The 18,552-nt window shown below is 68.9% G+C and carries 17 protein-coding genes; 9 read left to right on the forward strand and 8 right to left on the reverse strand.

The window, feature by feature from the left end; genetic code table 11:
- Nucleotides 1-45: 45 nt before the first annotated feature.
- Nucleotides 46-1,122, reverse strand: coding sequence for an alkene reductase (locus E1166_RS00835; RefSeq protein ID WP_132334830.1), 1,077 nt, complete (start codon nucleotides 1,120-1,122; stop codon nucleotides 46-48).
- A gap of 133 nt (nucleotides 1,123-1,255) precedes the next feature.
- On the opposite strand from E1166_RS00835, the gene E1166_RS00840 reads away from it, so the two are divergent.
- The 4 genes from E1166_RS00840 to E1166_RS00860 all read left to right on the forward strand — a co-directional run bounded on the left by E1166_RS00840 (nucleotide 1,256) and on the right by E1166_RS00860 (nucleotide 6,616).
- Nucleotides 1,256-3,922: a helix-turn-helix transcriptional regulator gene (locus E1166_RS00840; protein WP_132334832.1), complete on the forward strand. Its 2,667-nt coding sequence runs from the start codon at nucleotides 1,256-1,258 to the stop codon at nucleotides 3,920-3,922.
- A gap of 133 nt (nucleotides 3,923-4,055) precedes the next feature.
- Nucleotides 4,056-5,141, forward strand: a complete 1,086-nt coding sequence (locus E1166_RS00845; RefSeq protein WP_165944196.1) for a histidine kinase — start codon at nucleotides 4,056-4,058, stop codon at nucleotides 5,139-5,141.
- On the forward strand, nucleotides 5,138-5,815 hold the full coding sequence (locus E1166_RS31675) for an ester cyclase (protein WP_243710064.1): 678 nt from the start codon (nucleotides 5,138-5,140) through the stop codon (nucleotides 5,813-5,815). Before E1166_RS00845 ends, E1166_RS31675 begins: the two co-directional genes overlap by 4 nt.
- Nucleotides 5,816-6,085: 270 nt before the next feature.
- A complete protein-coding gene (locus E1166_RS00860; protein WP_132334838.1) occupies nucleotides 6,086-6,616 on the forward strand; it encodes a class I SAM-dependent methyltransferase in 531 nt (176 codons plus the stop codon).
- A gap of 24 nt (nucleotides 6,617-6,640) precedes the next feature.
- Here E1166_RS00860 and E1166_RS00865 read toward each other — a convergent pair whose 3' ends face one another.
- A complete protein-coding gene (locus tag E1166_RS00865; RefSeq protein ID WP_132334840.1) occupies nucleotides 6,641-7,120 on the reverse strand; it encodes an SRPBCC family protein in 480 nt (159 codons plus the stop codon).
- Nucleotides 7,117-7,479, reverse strand: coding sequence for a metalloregulator ArsR/SmtB family transcription factor (locus E1166_RS00870; RefSeq protein WP_132334842.1), 363 nt, complete (start codon nucleotides 7,477-7,479; stop codon nucleotides 7,117-7,119). Before E1166_RS00870 ends, E1166_RS00865 begins: the two co-directional genes overlap by 4 nt.
- 267 nt (nucleotides 7,480-7,746) lie before the next feature.
- Here E1166_RS00870 and E1166_RS00875 point away from each other — a divergent pair, with 267 nt between their 5' ends.
- Nucleotides 7,747-8,742: a DUF2268 domain-containing putative Zn-dependent protease gene (locus tag E1166_RS00875; RefSeq protein ID WP_207913882.1), complete on the forward strand. Its 996-nt coding sequence runs from the start codon at nucleotides 7,747-7,749 to the stop codon at nucleotides 8,740-8,742.
- Nucleotides 8,743-8,838: 96 nt separating this feature from the next.
- Nucleotides 8,839-9,276, forward strand: coding sequence for an SRPBCC domain-containing protein (locus E1166_RS00880; protein WP_132334846.1), 438 nt, complete (start codon nucleotides 8,839-8,841; stop codon nucleotides 9,274-9,276).
- 357 nt (nucleotides 9,277-9,633) lie between these two features.
- Here the strand turns inward: E1166_RS00880 and E1166_RS00890 are convergent, their stop codons facing one another.
- The 4 genes from E1166_RS00890 to E1166_RS00905 all read right to left on the reverse strand — a co-directional run bounded on the left by E1166_RS00890 (nucleotide 9,634) and on the right by E1166_RS00905 (nucleotide 14,998).
- The gene (locus tag E1166_RS00890; protein ID WP_243710065.1) at nucleotides 9,634-10,446 is read right to left on the reverse strand and encodes an SDR family oxidoreductase; all 813 of its coding nucleotides are present in this window, start codon (nucleotides 10,444-10,446) and stop codon (nucleotides 9,634-9,636) included.
- A 290-nt stretch (nucleotides 10,447-10,736) separates the two neighbouring features.
- The gene (locus E1166_RS00895; RefSeq protein ID WP_243710066.1) at nucleotides 10,737-12,323 is read right to left on the reverse strand and encodes a multicopper oxidase domain-containing protein; all 1,587 of its coding nucleotides are present in this window, start codon (nucleotides 12,321-12,323) and stop codon (nucleotides 10,737-10,739) included.
- A 239-nt stretch (nucleotides 12,324-12,562) separates the two neighbouring features.
- On the reverse strand, nucleotides 12,563-13,738 hold the full coding sequence (locus tag E1166_RS00900; RefSeq protein ID WP_132334850.1) for a sensor histidine kinase: 1,176 nt from the start codon (nucleotides 13,736-13,738) through the stop codon (nucleotides 12,563-12,565).
- Nucleotides 13,739-13,852: 114 nt separating this feature from the next.
- A complete protein-coding gene (locus E1166_RS00905; protein ID WP_132334852.1) occupies nucleotides 13,853-14,998 on the reverse strand; it encodes an FAD-dependent monooxygenase in 1,146 nt (381 codons plus the stop codon).
- Between the two features lie 246 nt (nucleotides 14,999-15,244).
- Between E1166_RS00905 and E1166_RS00910 the strand changes: the two genes are divergently transcribed.
- Nucleotides 15,245-15,910: a response regulator transcription factor gene (locus E1166_RS00910; protein WP_132334998.1), complete on the forward strand. Its 666-nt coding sequence runs from the start codon at nucleotides 15,245-15,247 to the stop codon at nucleotides 15,908-15,910.
- A gap of 424 nt (nucleotides 15,911-16,334) precedes the next feature.
- Here E1166_RS00910 and E1166_RS00915 read toward each other — a convergent pair whose 3' ends face one another.
- Nucleotides 16,335-16,730, reverse strand: a complete 396-nt coding sequence (locus E1166_RS00915) for a VOC family protein (RefSeq protein WP_132334854.1) — start codon at nucleotides 16,728-16,730, stop codon at nucleotides 16,335-16,337.
- 210 nt (nucleotides 16,731-16,940) lie between these two features.
- Here E1166_RS00915 and E1166_RS00920 point away from each other — a divergent pair, with 210 nt between their 5' ends.
- Together E1166_RS00920 and E1166_RS00925 are read left to right on the forward strand one after the other, a co-directional pair.
- Nucleotides 16,941-17,765, forward strand: coding sequence for an ATP-binding cassette domain-containing protein (locus E1166_RS00920; RefSeq protein ID WP_132334856.1), 825 nt, complete (start codon nucleotides 16,941-16,943; stop codon nucleotides 17,763-17,765).
- Nucleotides 17,762-18,523, forward strand: a complete 762-nt coding sequence (locus E1166_RS00925) for an ABC transporter permease (RefSeq protein ID WP_132334858.1) — start codon at nucleotides 17,762-17,764, stop codon at nucleotides 18,521-18,523. The genes E1166_RS00920 and E1166_RS00925 overlap by 4 nt, the downstream gene beginning before the upstream one ends.
- Nucleotides 18,524-18,552: the final 29 nt, after the last annotated feature.

An 18,552-nucleotide genomic window follows, 5' to 3' on the forward strand; every position in this document is an offset into this window, starting at 1 on the left:
GGCGGCTGGCGGGGTGGGAGGCGCAATCTCGGGTCATCGGGGCACTCATTGCGTCAGCGCGGGGTAGTCGGTGTAGCCCCGGTGGTCGCCGCCGTAGAAGGTGGCGGGATCGGCCTCGGCGTACGGGCCGCCCGCCGCGATCCGGGCAGGCAGGTCGGGATTGGCCAGCCACAGCCGCCCGTAGGCGATCGCGTCCGCGAGTCCGGAGCGCACCGCGTCGACACCTTCCTCGGGGCTCGCCGGCGCGTCGTCGCCCCTGGGATGCGGGTTGAGGATCAGGGTGCCGGGCCACTCGGCGCGCACCAGCTTGGTGATGGCGCGGGTGTCGTTCTCCGAGACGTGCAGGTACGCCAGGCCCAGTGGGGCGAGCGCGCGGGCCAGTTCGGTGTAGAGGGTCTCGGAGTCGCTTTCGTCCATGCCGTTGTAGGTGATGCCCGGCGAGATCCGCAGCCCGGTGCGCGCGGCGCCGATCGCATCGCCGACTGCCTGGGCTACCTCCACGGCGAACCTGATGCGCCTGGCCACCGACCCCCCGTAGGCGTCGGCGCGGTGGTTGGTGTTGTCCGACAGGAACTGGTGGATCAGGTATCCGCTGGCGCCGTGCAGCTCGACTCCGTCGAACCCGGCGTCCAGAGCGTATCGGGCCGCCGTCACGAAGTCCTCGACGGCGCGGGCGATGTCCAGCATGGTCATCTCGCGTGGTGTGGGGTGGTCCAGCAGCCCGTCGGGGGTGTACAGCCGTTCGCCAGAGGGGATCGGCGACGGCGCGATCGGCAGTTCACCGCCGGGATAGAGGATGGGATGACCGATCCGTCCGGAGTGCATGAGCTGGACGAAGATCCGGCCGCCGCGCCGATGCACCTCGTCGGTGACCCGCCGCCAGGCCGCCGCCTGTTCGGGCGTGTGCAGACCGGGGGTGTCGATGTAACCCTGGCCGAGCACGCACGGTTGTGTTCCTTCGGTGACGATCAGACCCGCGCCAGCGCGCTGGCCGTAGTACTCGGCCGTCAGATCATGGACCAGACCGCCGCGGGCTCGACTGCGGGTCATCGGCGCCATGACGAGACGGTTGGGCAGGGTCAGCTCGCCCACAGTCACGGGGTGGAGGAGCTCGTCGTTCACGTCTATCTCCCTTGCCGGTACGGGTGTTGTGCTGGCCCGACGCTACGCACAGGGGGTTACGGGCCGAATCGGTAGAGTTTCCGTATTCGCGTACGGGAGGTGGGTCGTACGTAGCTACGGACAGGGAGCGCAGGTGCTGTACGGCAGGGCGGGCGAGCAGGCGGCGATCAGAGACCTGGTCGACGCGGCGCGCACCGGCCGGAGCGGCAGCCTCGTCGTGCGCGGCGAGCCAGGGATTGGCAAGTCGGCGCTGCTGGCGTGGGCCGGCGAGTACGCCGACGGCGCCGGTCTTACGACCCTGCGGGTCACCGGCGTCGAGGTGGAGGCCGACCTGGCGTTCGCCGGTCTGGTCCAGTTGGTCTGGCCGGTGCGGGACCGGCTCAACGCGCTGCCGGGGCCACAGGCCCAGACGCTGCGCGCGCTGCTTGGTGCCCAAGGTGAGGGCGGAGGCGACAGGTTCCTGTCGGGGCTGGCCGTGCTGACGCTGATGGCGGAGGTGGCCGACGACGGCCCTCTGTTGTGCCTGGTGGACGATGCGCAGTGGCTGGACCGGGCGAGCGCCGACGCGCTGCTGTTCGCCGCACGCCGGCTGGCCGCCGAGGGGGTGGCGATGCTGTTCGCCACGCGGGAGGAGGGTTTCCCGGCGACGGGCCTGCCGGAACTGCGGCCGTCACGGCTGCCGCCGGAGGACGCCGTGCGGTTGCTGGAGGGGCGGGGGCTCACGCCCGTTCTGCGTGAACAGGTGATCCAGGAGTCGGCGGGCAACCCGCTCGCACTGATCGAGTTCGCCGCGGCACGGCGTAGCTACCACACCGTTGCCGGGCCCATGCCGGTGGCCGACCAGGTGCTCGCGTCCTTCCGGTCGCGGATCGGGCGGCTGCCGGAAAGGACACGCCTGATGATGCTGACGGCCGCCGCCGAGGCGCGCGGCCACCTGCCGACGCTGCTGGGCGCCGCCACCGCGCTGGGAGTCGGCTTGGAGGACCTGACGGAGGCCGAGAAGGCGGGGCTCGTCCAAGTCACCGCGAACGTCGTCACCTTCCGGCATCCCCTGATCAGCACCGCCGCCTACCAGGGGGCGCCGCTGGCGCGACGGATCGCCGTGCACCAAGCGCTCGCGGAGTCGGCGACCGACGAGGACTGCCGCGCCCGCCACCTCGCCGTCGCCACCACCTCCGCCGACGAAGGTGTCGCCGCGGAGATCGTCCGTGCCGCTGAACGCGCCCGAGCCCGCACCGCGTACGCCGCCGCGGCCGGCCTGTACGAGCAGGCCGCGAACCTCACCCCCGGCCTGTCGGACCGGGCGGCCCGGCTGGGCGAGGCGGCCTCACTCGCGCTTTCCGCCGGGCACGCCGCGCAGGCGGCACAACTGGCCGACCAGGCCGAGCAACTGGTGGACGATCCCGAATCGCTGGCCAGACTGGCGCGCGTGCGCGCCACCGTGGAGTTCGAGTTGGGCGAGCGCCGGCTCGCGGCCCGAATACTGGTCGAACGATCCGCACACGCCGACCCGGACGCCGCCGTGGCCATGTTGCGCACCAGCGCCGGGTACGCGTGGTTCAGCGGTGACCGGGATGCCATCCGGGACGCGGCCGAACGGCTACGCGCGTTGGGCCGCCCCGACCCGATGGTGCTGGGGATGACGCATCTCGTGGACGAGGACTACGCGCGAGGGCTGCCGTTGCTGACGGAGCTGATGACGAGCGATTCCCGTTCCGTGCGAGAAAGACTCAACGGGGCGACAGCGCCGCCCGCGGATATCACCATGACCTGGGCCACCTTCTGCGCGATGATCCTCGGTGACGACGCGAACGCCCGCGAACTGGCCGAGGCGCAGGCATTACACTGCCGCCGTCACGGGCTCGTGGGCGCGCTGCCGCAGGTGCTGCAGGACCTGGCCGGTGTGCAGATACTGGCCGGGCGGCACCGGGATGCCGAGGCATCCGTGGCCGAGGCCATACGCATCGCCCATGACACGGGCCTGCTGCAACGGGTGTCGCAGCTGAACTCGGTCCTGGCCAGAGTCGCCGCCATCGAAGGGGACGAGGAGCGCTGCGTACGCCTCGCGGGCGGCGAACCCGACACCGGCGGCATGAGCGGGCTTATCTCACTCAGCCTGCTCGATCTGGGGCTGGGTCGATACGAGGTGGCGCTGAACCGGTTGGAGGCGGCCACCCGGGGGCCGCTGCGACACGCCTCCGCCCTGATCGCCGCAGGCGCCGACCAAGCCGAGGCTGCCGTACGGATGGGTGAGCCGGCCCGGGCCGAGGAAGCGCTGCGCCGACTGGAGGCGTGGGCCCGGGCCGGTCGGCAGCCGTGGGCACAGGCGCTCACCGCTCGCGTCCGCGCTCTACTGTCCGACGACGAGGACGACTACCTGCGCGCCCTTGATGCCCATGAGAACGCGGGCCGGCCTTTCGAACAGGCGCGCACCCAGCTTCTCTACGGCGAGTGGCTGCGCCGCGCCCGACGACGCAGCGACGCGCGGGCGTCCCTGCGCGCCGCCCTGAAGACATTCGAAAAGCTCGATGCAAATCCATGGCTGACACGGGTGCGTACCGAGCTCAAGGCGACCGGGGAGACGCTCGTCCCGGCTGCGCCGACCGCCGCTAACCCACTGGACCGGCTCACCCCCCAGGAGCGCCAGGTGATTCGACTGGCTGCGGACGGCAGCACCAGCCGGGAGATCGCCGCCCAACTCTTCCTCAGCCCGCGGACCGTCGAGCACCACCTCTACCGCGCCTTCCGAAAGCTTGGCATCCGTTCCCGCCGGGAATTGCCCCGCCTTGACCTGACCTGAACCCGTGGGTGTGGGCGGCGGTCAGGTCGGGAGTACCGGAAACATCCTGTTCAGCGCCGACGTGCCGGACATCGCCAGCGAGGCTGGTCTTGCGCCCCCTCGCACGGGGGAGGGGGCGCTAGGGTCTGTCGTCGTGCGGATCACCTGGGCCAAGGACGCCGGTCTGGCGGCGGTCGTGCTGCTGGCGCAGTCGGCGCCGTTCCTGTTCTCCGATCGGGTCGCCTCGGACGAACCGTGGCAGCTCGCGGAGTACCTGCCGGTCCTGGGTTCCGCGCTGCCCGTGGTGTTCCGCCGGAAGGCGCCCCTGCTGTGCCTGGTGTTGACCGAGCTGTGCGTCGGGGCGTACGGCGTGCTGGGCACCGGCCCCGCACAGCCGATCTGGTACGGCGCCCTGGTCGGCCTCTACACGGTCGCCAATCTGGCGCCCGGCAAACACCGCCTCATCGCGCTCGTCGTCACCGCGGTGGGGTTGCTGTCCGTGGTCGGTTCGCTGACCACCGCGGTACGGGAACTGCTCACCTGGCTTGCCGCGTTCGCGATCGGCGCGCTGGCGCGGACCCGGCAGGAACTGGCCGACAACAACGCCGCGCAGGCCGCGGAGCTGGCGGCCGCACGCGAGCGGACCCGCCTCGCCGCCGACCTGCACAACATTGTCGGGCACGCGTTCAGCATGATGATCGTGCAGGCGGAAGCCGGCGCGGCGCTCGCGGAGCGGCATCCGCAGCGCGCGGCATCCGCCTTCGACGCCATCGCCGCCACCGGACGCGACGCGATGTCCCAGCTGCGCACCACCGTCCGCGGGCTGCGTAACCCGGAGGCGGTCGAACCGCCGCGTGGCGTGGCCGACCTGCCGGCGCTCGCCCGAAAGATCGAGCAGGCCGGGCTGGCGGTGCGCCTGCACACCACCGGTGAGCCCAGAGAGCTGTCTCCGGACGTTCACCTGGCCGCGTACCGGGTTCCCCAGGAAGCACTGACCAACGTGGTCAAACACGCGCAAGCGAGCACCGTCGAACTGCGCACCACCTGGACCGGCGGTGGCTTCCGGCTCTCCGTCGCCGACGACGGCGTCGGGATCCGCTCCGCTGGCGGGGGCAGGCAAGGGTCGGGCGGTCACGGGCTGATCGGCTTGCGTGAGCGGGTCGCGGCGGCCGGTGGGGAAGTCACCGTTGGCGTCGGGTTGGAGGAACGTGGATGCACACTGGAGGCGGTCTTCGCATGATCCGGGTGGTGGTGGCCGATGACCAGGACCTCGTCCGGGCCGGTTTCGCGACGATCCTGGACCTGCAGGACGACATCGAGGTGGTCGCCGAGGCCGGCGACGGTGTCGAGGCGGTCGCCGCGGTGCAGCGGCTCAGGCCCGAGGTGGTGCTGATGTCGGTGACACCGGTCAGGCGTAGGGACTTGTCACCCGGTGACGGCACGCACAGACCGCAGGCTCCGCCATGCCGGGACGATCCGGTGGGACACAATCGATCCATGAGCCATGACCCGGTTTCGGTGGTCCGGGAGTTTTTGCAGGTCGTTCGCTCGGGGGCCGATCCCGGACAAGCCGACCGGCTGATGGCGGCCACGGTGATCGCTCATCAGGTGCAGGCTGAGGACCCGGCGACGATCACACGTACTCCGCAGGAGTACGCCGAGCATGTCGAGGAGATGCTCACGGCCTACGGGCCGTTCCGTCTGGAGATCGACGAGTTGTTCGGCAGTGGCGACAAGGTGTACGCGCGCTGGACCCAGCACGGAACGCACGTCGGAAGCGTCAACGGATTGCTGCCCACAGGCCAGCCCATCATCCAGGTAACCAGCTGTGTGTACCGCGTCGCCGACGGCAGGATCGCGGAGTACTGGATCCAGATCGACCGGTGGGGACTGCGAGCGCAACTCGCCGCCTAACGCGTGGCGGCCGAACACCACAGCGACGCAATCATGCCGCCGAAAGGCGTCACCTGACGATTGTGTCGGCCGTGGGTCGAAACCAGTCATCCGCCGCGCACACGGCAGAAGCCGCCGATACGTGCCGCAGCTACGACCTGGTGGCCGAGCGCTACGCCGCCGAGATCGGCGACGAGCTGCACGGCAAACCACTCGACCGAGCACTACTGGACGCCTTCGCCGAGCTAACCGCCGACGGGCCCGTCCTCGACGTGGGCTGCGGCCCCGGTCATTGCGACCAGGCATCTCGCCCACCGCCGGGCCGACCCGGTCGGCATCGACCTGTCACCCAGGATGTGCGCCATCGCGCGCCGCACCACGTCGCTGCCGTATGCCGCGGCGGACATGACCGCGCCGCCCATCCGATCCGGAAGCGTGAGCGGAATCCTCTGCTGGTACGCGGTGATCCATCTCGACGGGCCCCGGCGCAACGCCGCCTACGCCGAGTTCGCTCGGGTGCTGCGCCAGGGTGGACACGCCCTGCTCGGCTTCCACACCAGCGACACCGACACCCAGCCCGGGCAGGCCAAGACCCTGACCGACTGGTGGGACCAGCCCGTCGACCTGACCTTCCGCCTCCTCGACCCGGCGGCGGAGACGGCGGCCCTGGCGCAAGCCGGCCTCGACCTCGTCGCCCGCCTAGACCGAACACCCCACACCGCGGTAGAGCATCCCAGCCAACGCTCCTACCTGCTCGTACGACGGTCGGCACCTGATCTACGACGTCGCCTGACAGCAACGCGGCATCCGACCCCGTGCTGACTGCCGCGGATTATTGCGCTGTATCTATCGCTGAGCCTCGAAGTGCTCTTTCATCGCCGGGTAGTAGTCGTCGAAGTTCGGTGCCGGCTGGTCGACGTGCGAGGCCACCAAAGCGTCCAGGTAGTACTCCCAGCCCGGTCCGACCTCGCCGACGCCCTCCGTGCCGGTCAGGTGCTGTGTGAACCGCAGCTCGGTCACGCCCGCACTCTCGACGAGCGCCATGTCCAGGTGCCAGCTGCCGTGCTCGTCCACGGCGGAAACCGTTAGCCGGTGCGGCGGTTCGCACGCGTCGATGGTCATGTCCATCCAGGGCTTTCCCTCTTCGTGCACCATCTGGACCTTGATGGTGCGTCCCGGCGCGGCGTCGCCCTGCCAGGGGCCGAACCAGCGCGCCGTACGTGCCGGATCGGTGAGGCTCGCCCAGACGTCAGCTATCGGAGCGCGGAACGTGCGGGTCAGCACGAGGTCGTTGCCCAACAGTCGGCCGGTGGGTGTCGGGCTCATGCGGTCTCCTTCTGGGATGGGTGCCGCCCGGCGGCCGTCTGCCGCTCGCGGCGGGTGCGGTAGACCTCGGTTTCCAGTGCATCGAGGTGGTGCTGCCAGCCAGACGGGCGCATCAGCCGTTCCAGCCACCCGGCCAACTCGTCGAGCGGCGCGGTGACCAGTGTGTAGACACGCCGACGTCCATCGGCCGTGTCGCGCGCCAGGCCGGCCTCACGTAACACGCGCAGATGGCGGCTGACGGCCGGCCGGCTGATCGCGAACCGGTCGGCGATCTGCCCGGCCGAGAGTGGTTTGTCGCGCAGCATCAGCAGTATTTCCCGCCGCACCGGATCGGCGATGGCGGCCGCTACCTCGTCCACATGGGAAGCGTAACCGATGGGTTACGCTTCCGGCAACGTCGCGCCCTGACGTGGCGGCGACGAGCTCGTTTGTGATGGTCGGGGCTGGCGGCGTGGTGATCAGGGCCACGGTGCCTTGGGTGAGGTGGCGGCGGTCGCCGGTTTGCCATTCGTCGTGGGGTTCGACCTCAAATGCAAGGTCCCCAGGTCACACTGCGTGCGGCAGGTATGGGCACCGTACCGGCGGAACAACGTGCATAAGTCCATCGCCACGGCGAACCGTCGGTCATGACGGGCCCGGTGACGGCATGCCGGCCGTACCTTGACGGAGAGCGCCGCTGGTTTGACCCTGACGTTACGTCAGTTCCTAGCATCGAGGCCATGTCGATCACTGTTCATGACACCTACTCTGCCATGAAACGGATTTTGCTTGCCCCGGTCGCGGACCGCGTTGACCTGCTGCGTTCCATGCTGGAGCCCACCAGGGGCATGTACCGCTACTACCCCGGCGAGGTCGACCTGGTGGCCATGCACCGGGAAGCTTCCGGGTTCCCCATCGACCGTGATGAGGCGCGTTGCCTTGACGCGCTCGAAACCCTGGCGGCGGCCGGGGCCTGGGAGCGGATGCAACGCGCCTTGGGCGACGCTTTCGCCGTACTGCTAAAGGCGAATCCGGGGCTGGAGGCCCCGGACATCACCGTGCTGTTCGTGCTCGGCGATCCGGGTGACGAGCACTTCATGGGACCCTGCCACGGGGTGACCGGGTTCGGTGGCATCTCCGGCCACATCGTGATCACGCTCTGGCCCTTCCCCGAGAACGTGGAGCGGCTGGAGGCCACCGCCGTGCACGAACTCAACCACAACCTGCGGTTCGGCCCGGGCGGGATCGTGTGGGATCCGATGACCGTCACGGTCGGGGACCACATCGTCTCCGAGGGCCTGGCCGACGCCTTCGCCCGCCAGCTCTACGGCGATGAGCTTGGCCACACCCGGATCGGCGTGCCGCATCTGCACGACGACGAGGTCTTCGCCAAGGTGCTCACCGGGCTCGACGTGACAGGTATGCACAACTTCACTGCCTGGGTGCACGGCGACCCCAGCGCCGAGCGCTTCGGCCTCACGCCGGTGGGGCTGCCGACGGGCGCCGGGTACGCCGCCGGCAACCGGCTGGTCGACACCTACCTGGCGGCAACCGGGCAGACGGCTGCGCAGGCCCTGCACGCCGAGAGCTCGGAGATCATCGCAACCACGCTCCGCCGCGGAGCGTACAAACGCCACGGGTGAACGTGCAGGTCATCGCCGACTGCAAGGGTCACCTGATCCAGAGTCCTCCCACTGGTCCCCAGTGGATATCATGATCGAACTCTTGAAGGGAGACCAATGCGCGAGATCTCGACGCAGGTGGATGTCGACGCGACGCCGCAGCGGGTCTGGGAGGTGCTGACCGACTTTCCACGCTATGCGCAGTGGAATCCCTTCATCCGGGAGGCGGCCGGTGAGGCCCGTGTCGGCAGCACCCTGAGCCTCCGCATGTTCCCGGTCGCCGGCCGTCCGATGTCGTTCAAGCCGCGCGTCCTGGCGGCTCGGGAGGCGGCTGAGTTGCGCTGGCTGGGCCGGCTGATCCTGCCCGGGATCTTCGACGGGGAGCACCTGTTCGTCCTCACCCCGCACGGCGGGGGCACGCGGGTGGTGCAGAGCGAGACGTTCTCGGGGATTCTGGTGCCGCTGTTCGGAAAGGTCGTCAACGGCACGGTGGCGGACTTCGAACGGCTCAACGAGGCGCTCAAGAGCCGGGCGGAGAACGGGAAGCAGGCGTGACTCGGTCCCTGAACCGGCCGGGGCCGGCCTCCGCGCTGCGCTTCGCCACCGAGCTGGTGGCCTGGGTGGCCACCATTGTGGGCGCTCGCCGGCCATTCGGTGCTGCTGGCCGTGGCATCGGTGGTGGCATCCTGGCTGGCTTGGCCGATGCCGGCGGCGATCACCGTCTGGATTCTCGTAGCCGCCTCGGTCCTGGCGGACCTTCCCCGGTGGCGCTGGCTGGTCTCGACCGGCCGACCAGAGCCCGGCGAGCCTCCCGGATCGCCAGCGTGATCCCGACAGCGACCCGCAGGAGCAGGAAGGCGCGGGTCCGGAGGGCCGGTGCGCTCAGCTGGCGAGGGGCATCTGCGCACCTGTTCACGCCACGGTGTGATGTCCTGCCTTGATCACCTGGTCGAACTCACTGCGTCGGGCGTCGTAGGCGGGTTTCAGCAGCGTCTCCGAGTCGGGACCGATCGGCAGCCGCAGCGGCGGCGAGTCCATCTGACCGAGACGCCAGACCACGTCGGCGAAGAGTTCGGGGGAGTTGATGTCCGGCTTGTCGTTCATGCCGCGCACCACGTCGAGCATGCCGTCGCCGACCAGCGTGTAGTCCGCGATCCGGTGCTCCGGCAGCACCAGGTTGGCGCTGTAGGCGGTGGCGAAGCCGCCCGGCTGCAAGATGGTCACCTTCACCCCGAGGTGCCCGGCCTCGGCGGCCAGCGACTCTGCCGCCCCCTCCACCGCGAACTTGCTCGCGGTGTACGCGGCGAGCCCCGGGAAGGGAACCATGCCGGCGACCGAGCTGACGAAGACGGCGTGCCCGCAGTGCTGCGCCCGCCACACCGGCAGCACCGCGCGGGTGAGCCGCCACGGCCCGAACACGTTGGTGTCGAACTGCGCGGCGAGTTCCGCGTCGGAGACCTCCTCGAAGGTGCCGAACTGTCCGTAGGCCGCGTTGTTGACCAGGACGTCGACGCCGCCGAAGGCGTCCACCGCCCGCTCGACGGCTGCCGCGCACTGCTCCGGATCCCGTACGTCCAGGGCGGCGGCCACCACGTTGTCTGGATGCCGCCTCACCAACCCGTCCAGGGTCTCCGGCCGCCGGGCCGTCGCCACCACCTGTTCGCCCTCGGCGGCGAGCCGGGCCGCGAGAGCCTGACCGAGTCCGCTCGAACACCCTGTGACCAACCAACGCTTCGTCATCGCCCTCGGCCCGCCCTGTCCACTGAGGTCCCTGGCGATTGCACACTGTCAGACGTGGTGCGCGGCTTGAAGAGGAATCGACTGTCGTCAACCGGATTCGTCGGGTATTCGGCACGGAGAGGGCCGGTGACCGGGCCGGGCGGATCGTGGGCGATACCGCGGTCCTCCTCGCGGTCGACCCGGACGAGGTTCATGGAAACGTCGGGTACCGACGCTTCCACGTCGGACGTGGTGTCGTCGGCAAGCACCGCCTGTCGCATCCCTGCGCGGTGGAATCAGCCGTGGTGATGTTTGGCCCCGGCAGCGAGCGTGCGCGGGACCCGGTCCTCGGTGCCCGGTTCGACGACGACGAACTGGCCCATCATCCCCTTGTCCTCGTGCCGAAGGATGTGGCAGTGGTACATGTACGGTGACACAGGGTCGACGTAGGTGCCGAATGAGACCGCTAGCCGAGCTTTCGCGCCCTTGGCCATGAAGACGGTGTCCTTCGGCCCCTGCTGGTACGGCGGCGGCGGCGCGCCGTTCACCTCCAGGATCCGGAAATGCACCTCGTGGATATGGAAGTTGTGCGCGTACGAGGTGTTGTTGATTTCCCAGATCTCGTGCGCACCGGCTGGTACCACCTCGTCGATCCGGGTCATGTCCATCTCTTTGTCATTGATCTCGGATCCGGAAAGCGTGAAGGTGCGCACCCGGGCGCCGGCCGGCGGTGGGGTGGCGGGTGCCCCGCCGAGCGCCGTGGGCAGCGCGGCCGAGGGAGCCAGGTGCGGTGCGGCGACGAACTTCATGAGCTGGTAATTGTCCTCTTCCGGGTCGCCGGCCTCTCGCGCCGTCTCGCCGATACTGTTGAGGCCGACCTGCTCGCCGGGGGCGAACCGCACCACGATCTGCGCCCGTTCGCCGGGGCTGAGCTTGACCCGGTCGACTTCGACGGGCCGCTCCAGCAGTCCGCCGTCGGTGCCCACCACGTGGAAGGTGCGGTTGTCGGCGAACCCCACGCGATACACCCGGGCGTTGGAGGCGTTGAGGACCCGGAGGTGCACCGCCTGCGTGGTGACCTTGAACTGCGCGCCGAGCGTGCCGTTGACCAGGATGCTGTCGCCGAGCACCCCCCAGGTGCCGCCCTCCACGTCACTCACGTTCAGCTGGCCGTCGCGCTTGAATTTCTTGTCCTGGATGATCAGGGGGATGTCGTCGACGCCGTACTCGCGGGGCAGGCCCGGCTCTTCCGGGTCGTCAACGATGATCAGGCCAGCCAGGCCGCGGTAGACGTGCATGGCTGTCTTCTCGTGCAGGTGCGGGTGGTACCACCCGGTCATGGCCGGCTGATCGACCGTCCACTCCGGGCTCCAGGTGGCGCCGGGCTTGATCATCTGGTGCGGTCCGCCGTCCATCTTTGCCGGGACGCGCATGCCGTGCCAGTGCAGGGTGCTGGTCTCACCGAGCCGATTGGTGACCCGCATGCGCACTCGGTCGGCGCGGGATACCCGCAGCGTCGGACCGAGGTAGGCGCCGTTGATGCCCCAGGTTTCTGTGGTCTTGCCAGGCAGGAACTCCGAGCGGCCCCCGCTCTGCATGGTCAGCGTGAACTGCTTCACGCCGTCGGCGTCCACCTTTGGCATGAGGAGCGGCGGGATGCGCAGCGGTTTGTCGAAGGCGGCCGTGCCGCCGGAGGGGCTGTCGCTGCCGGAATCGTCCTCGGATCCGCCGCTGCAGGCACAGGCCAGGCCGGTGGTGGCCGCACCGGACAGGGCCGCAAGGAGGAGAATGCTTCTACGCTTCACATCAACAATGGTTCCAGGATTCAGCGCGAATCGATCGTCGCAGCGTCCCCGAAATGCCCCCGATTCCGTGAGCTCCAACCTGCAACCTCGGAGGTACGTCGAATCTGCTCGGTGCGACCAGAGGTGTATTCATGATGCCCGTTCAGAGCGACAGCGTGACCCAAGAAGCAGGCCGTCGGCAGATCAGAGCATCCAGTAATGGCGTGAGTGGGCTTCGGTGCCGTACCCGGGAAGGCCCGTTCGTGGTCGGCCTGGTCGGCAACTGGCTGCTGACGACGCTCGGCGCGGTCTCGGGGCTGAGCTCAGTTGCCGCACGGTCAGCCGGTGCCGTCCTCGGGGAGTGCCACCGGCAGCCGTGCTCGTACCCGGAAACCTCCGCCGGTGGTGGGACACGCCTGCAGTTCTCCGCCGACGGCCGCGACCCGCTCCGTCATGCCCAGCAGGCCGTTGCCAGGGCGCACCGGCATGGGATCCGCCCGGGTCGTCCCGTCATTCTCGACCTCAATGATCATGTCGGTGCCGGTGTGCCGGAGATCCACCCGCACCGTGCTTGCCTGCGCGTGCCGGACGGCGTTGGTCAACGCCTCCTGCACGATCCGGTACGCGGTTGAGTCGACCGGCGCAGGCAGGGCCGGCACCTCGCTGTCCCCGGTGAGCCGGACCGGCAGACCGGATGCCTCGCTGTGCGCAACCAGCTCCGACAACCGGGACAACGACGGTGCCGGCCTCACCTGGTCCTCCGAGTCGACCTGGCGTAGCACGCCCAGCACCGCTCGGACCTCGCGCAACGCCTCCTTGCTGGCGGCGCGGATCGCCTCCAGCGCCGCGAATGCACCACCCTCGTCGCGGGTGTGCAGGGCGGCACCGGCCTGCACGTTGATCAGTGAGATCTGGTGCGCGACGACGTCGTGCAGCTCCCGCGCGATGCGCAGGCGTTCCGCCGTGGCCCGCTGCCACGCCTCCTGTTCTCGTGTCGCTTCCGCCTCAGCGGCCCGTTGCTCGGCGGCGACGACACGCTCACGCCGGTCGCGGCCCATCTCGCCGGCGGCGATCGTGAGGAGCAGGATCACGCCGATGGCCACTGCGGTATGCGTCTGCGGCGCCTCACTTGCCTGACCAGCCAGCTGGTGAACAACGACGGGCGCCAGCGGGAAGGCGATCGCCAGCACCAGGGCGGCGCAGATGGACACCGGGCGCCAGCAGTCGCGGGCGATGACATAGAGGGTCAGGATGAACGAGAGGGCCATCGGCGAGTCGGGGAAGCCCAGCGGGTAGTAGAGCAGGGCGCAGACGCTGCTCAGGACGAGGACCGGAATCGGGTAGCGCTGGCGCAGAACCAGCGCGGCGGCGCTGAGCGCCAGCAGCGCCCAGCCGACCGGAAACAGCGGACGGCTGCCCGGATCCGTGTTCAGCACCGTGCCGACATCCAGGACGAGGACCAGCGCCGCCAGCACCATGTCGCGCCGCATCGGCGTCCACTCGGGGGGCCGCATGGTGATTACTGTAGGCAGCCGGGCACGTACCGGCGCGGTGGGTGCTCAGATGTGGGTAGACCGCGATTTGGGATCCAGGAGACGCTCAGCGCGGACCCGAACGGTGATCTTTGGTCATGCCTGATCCGCCAGCGGTGGCGGTCGCCAGTCGGCGTAGCGGGCCATCGAGCGCAATGCCAACTGCGGCGGGGTCAGCCGCATGATGGTGTTGCGGGCTGCCACGGCGATGGGGTTGTCCAGTTGTTGGCCGAAGCGGCCGATCGTTCGGGAAGCCTTCGCCACTTGCTGGCTGCGCGGACGTCGCTGCCGGTCGAAGGCGGTCAACCCATCCGGTCGATGGGCGACGGAAGCAAGGATGACGGCGTCCTCGAGCGCCTGGTTGGCACCCTGGCCAAGATTGGGTGTCATCGGGTGCGCGGCGTCACCGAGTAGGGCGACCCGACCCTTGACGTATGTCCTGAGCGGCTTGTCGAGACACGCGAGGTCGTCGCGTAGGACGCTGCCGGTCGCGGCAATGAGGGCGGGGATCGGGTCGTGCCAGTTGGCGAACCGGGCGCGGACCCGGGCCGGCTCGTCGGCGACCGATCCGCCGGGTGCGGCATTGACGGCGGCGTACCAGTAGACCCGACCGTCGATCAGTGGCACTATGCCGAACTCCTCACCCCGCCCCCAACTGATCGCGACGACAAGGTCGCCGTCCCAGGCCGGTGTGACCCCGCGCCACGCGGTGACGCCGATGGGTACCGGGGCGGCGGCCTCCGGCCAGAGCAGCTTGCGCACCGTGCTGTGGATGCCGTCGGCACCGACTACCAGATCGGCGTTTACCTGGACCGGTCCGTCCTGGCTCTGATAGCTGACGGCGCCGTCCGTGGTGACGGCACGGACCTCGGCGCCGGTCACCACAACGCCGGCTGGCAGGGCCGCGAGCAGGATCTCATGGAGGGCGGCGCGGTGGATGCCGATCGCGGACGTGCCGAGGATGCGTTCCAGTCCGCCAGCCTCGATGCGGGCCAGCCATCGGCCGTCGAGTCTGCGGACACCACCCGACACGTCGTCGTGGCCCTGCTCCCGCACGACCGCGCCGAGGCCCAGCGCGTCCAGACAGCGCAGCCCGTTCGCCTGTAGGACCAAGCCCGCCCCGACCGGCCGAAAGGCGGCGACGCGTTCGAGCACGGTCACCTGCCAGCCCCTGCGGTGCAGACCGATCGCTGCGCTCAACCCGCCGATGCCCGCTCCGATGACCACTGCCGTCCGCGCCATCACTACCTCCTTCTACATATGTAGAGGTTGATTCTACAGCCGTAGAAAGGTCTGCGCAGATCCCGGTCGACTGCCGTCTTGCCAAATCTTGGCCCTCTTCTCTGTCTGGGCTCGCCGCACCTGCCCTGAGCTGCAAGACCAGCTTGGGAGGGCTCATAGAATGGTCACCATGTGCCGTACCCGGTTTACGTCACCGCACCGCCGCTTACCGTGGTCCGTCCGAACGCCGACCGGGAGCCGTGCGGCATGATCACGGTGCTCCTCGCGGATGATCAGACCCTGGTCCGGGCCGGCTTCCGCTCGATCCTGCAGGGTGAGCCCGACATAACGGTGGTGGCGGAAGCCGGCGACGGCATCGAGGCGGTGCGGCTAACCGCGGAACACGGCCCCGACGTGGTGCTCATGGATATCCGGATGCCCGAGCTGGACGGGCTGGAGGCGACCCGGCGAATCGTCTCGGACCAGCGACTCGGCGCCGTCAAGATCGTAATCCTCACCACCTTCGAACAGGACGACTATCTGTACGGCGCGATCCGCGCCGGCGCGAGTGGATTCCTCGTCAAGGACATGGAGCCCACCGAGTTGATCCACGGCGTGCGGGTAGTGGCCCGAGGCGACGGATTGCTGGCCCCCTCGGTCACCCGCCGTCTGATCGCCGATGTGGCCGCTCGGCTGGCTGCTCCGGCACCGGCGGCCGAGTTGGCGAGCCTCACCGTCCGCGAGACCGAAATCATGGACCTGGTAGCTGCCGGACTGTCCAACGAGGAAATATCGGAGCGTCTGCTGATCAGCCATGCGACCACCAAGACCCACGTGAGCCGGGTCCTGTCCAAGCTCGACCTCCGAGATCGCGCCCAGCTGGTCGTGTGGGCATACGAGTCGGGCCGGATCCAGCCGGGCTGGCTGCGCTGACTGCCTCACCAGGCAGCGCGGGAACTGTAAACGAACCTCTGTCTCACATTCGGTCGCGACTAAGGGCGCTGGTGCGCCTCGGGCGGGACGTTGCCCGGGTCCGTGCCGGTCGGTGCTCACCAGTGCGTTCGTGTGTCGCCTGGCCGGGAGGCACACACATCTGATCCCCGCCGTTGCGCCCGGCAAGGTGCCGACAGGCTAGGTCGGTGGCAGCGCGGAACCGGATCGACCAGCCGCGTGCGAAGTACAGTCGGTGATGGGACTGCCGTCCGGGACGGCCAGCGGTGCGCTTTCACGGCCGGGCGGCGGTCGTAGGTCAAGGAAACACGTAGATGAGTCACCTCGTCCAAGCCGACGATGGTAGCCCACTGGGAGCAGCCGGTGCTCCCAGTGGCGCTGATCTATGTCGGGTGGGCTCGACGGGTTAGGACCCGGTGACCGGCGAGGCGATTCCCACGAGGACGCCGTAGGGATCTCTGACATAAGAGACCACCTGTCCCCAGGCGGTGTCGTGCGGCTCGGCCAGAGCGGTGGCACCCGCCGCGACCGCGCGGGCGAAGCCGCCGGCGACGTCATCGGTGATGAAGGTGAACTCGAGCCCCGCCGGTGGCATGGAAGGGTTGAGGGCGGTGTAGGGGACTGGCACTGCCTTCGCCCCGAGCCGGTGGCTGGTGAAGGCGAGCGCTGTGCCGCCGGTATCGAGCTGGGCGAAATCGCCCGACTCGTGGACGAACGCGCGAGCGAGCCCGAAAGCCCGCTCGTAGAAGTCGACAGCCTGGATCACGTCCGAGACGTACACGATGGCGTAACCGAACCTCATTGCGGCTCCCAGAAGATCAGTCGGAATTCGGTCCGAGACCATCACGCGGCCGGCGCAGCAGTCTTGAACGAATCAGACAACCGCCGTCCTACCCGACCGGATTTGCCTGCCACGAGAACCGCGGGTGAACCGCCCCGGGCATCCATGCGGACGAGCTGCCTCGCTACCAGACTTGACCTTGACGCAGCGTCAACCCTGCATCCTGGCGTCATGTCCAGAGATTCTCACCAGACAGCGGGGCCGGTGATCCAGGTCCAGGGCCTGGAGAAGTCATACAGTCAGCTGCACGTGTTGCGCGGCGTGGACTTCGACGTGGCGCGGGGCAGCATCTTCGCTCTGCTCGGCTCAAACGGGGCGGGCAAGACCACGGTCGTGCGGATCCTGTCCACGCTGCTCAAACCCGACGCGGGAGCGGCCAGCGTCAACGGTTTCGACGTCGCCACACAGCCGGCAAAGGTGCGCGAGTCGATCAGTCTGACGGGACAGTTCGCGGCCGTCGACGAGATCCTCAGCGGGCGGGAGAACCTGGTGCTGGTTGCCCGGTTGCGGCATCTGAGAGAGCCGGGCCGGATCGCGGACGACCTGCTGGCCCGCTTCGCGCTCACTGACGCGGCCACCCGGAAGGTGTCGACGTACTCGGGCGGTATGCGCCGACGCCTCGACATCGCGATGAGCCTCATCGGGGATCCGCCAGTGATCTTCCTCGACGAACCGACTACCGGGCTCGATCCACAGGCGCGTCTCGAGGTGTGGCAGGCCGTGCGGGAACTCGCCACGCAGGGAACCACGGTACTGCTCACCACGCAGTACCTCGACGAGGCCGAACAGCTCGCCGACCGGATCGCGATCCTGCACCAGGGGCGCATCATCGCCAACGGCACCCTCGGCGAACTCAAGCAGCTGCTGCCGCCGGCCAAGGTCGAGTACGTCGAGAAGCAGCCGACCCTCGAGGAAGTCTTCCTCGCCGTCATCGGCGACGACGGCACAGCAGGCGTTCCCACCCCGACCGCACGAGCAGTCAAGGACCCTCGATGAACAAGCACTTCTTCGGTGACACCGCTGTCCTGCTGGGGCGGTCCCTGCGCCACATCAGCCGCAGCCCGGACACCATCATCACCACCGCGATCATGCCGATCGCCTTCATGCTGCTCTTCGTCTACGTATTCGGCGGCGCGATCCAGACCGGGTCGGACAGTTACGTGAACTACCTGCTGCCCGGCATCCTACTGATCACGGTCGCCTCGGGCATCTCCTACACCGCGTACCGGCTCTTCCTTGACATGAAGAGCGGCATCTTCGAGCGGTTCCAGTCCATGCCGGTCGCCCGTGCGTCCGTGCTGTGGGCGCACGTGCTGACCTCGCTCGTCGCCAACCTCATCTCGCTCGTGGTGGTGGTGCTGGTCGCCCTCGCCATGGGCTTTCGCTCGGGCGCCAGCGCGCTGTCCTGGCTCGCGGTCGCCGGCATCATGATGCTGTTCACGCTGGCCCTGACCTGGCTCGCCGTGATCCCGGGCCTCACCGCCAAATCCGTGGATGGCGCCAGCGCCTTCTCCTACCCGCTCATCTTCCTGCCGTTCATCAGCTCCGCCTTCGTACCCACGCAGAGCATGCCCGGACCGGTGCGCGTCTTCGCCGAGAACCAGCCGGTCACATCGATCGTCAACACGATCCGCGACCTGTTCGCCCAGCAGCAGGTTGGTGTCGACATCTGGATCGCCCTCGCCTGGTGCGCCGGCCTCCTCGCCGTCGCGTACGGCGTCGCCATGAACATCTACCGCCGCAGAATCAGTTGACGACGGGTCGTCGTCGTGCAGGCTGAAGC

Origin of the sequence: Micromonospora sp. KC213, assembly GCF_004348325.1 — a bacterium.
In the GTDB taxonomy this organism is placed as follows: Bacteria; Actinomycetota; Actinomycetes; order Mycobacteriales; family Micromonosporaceae; genus Micromonospora.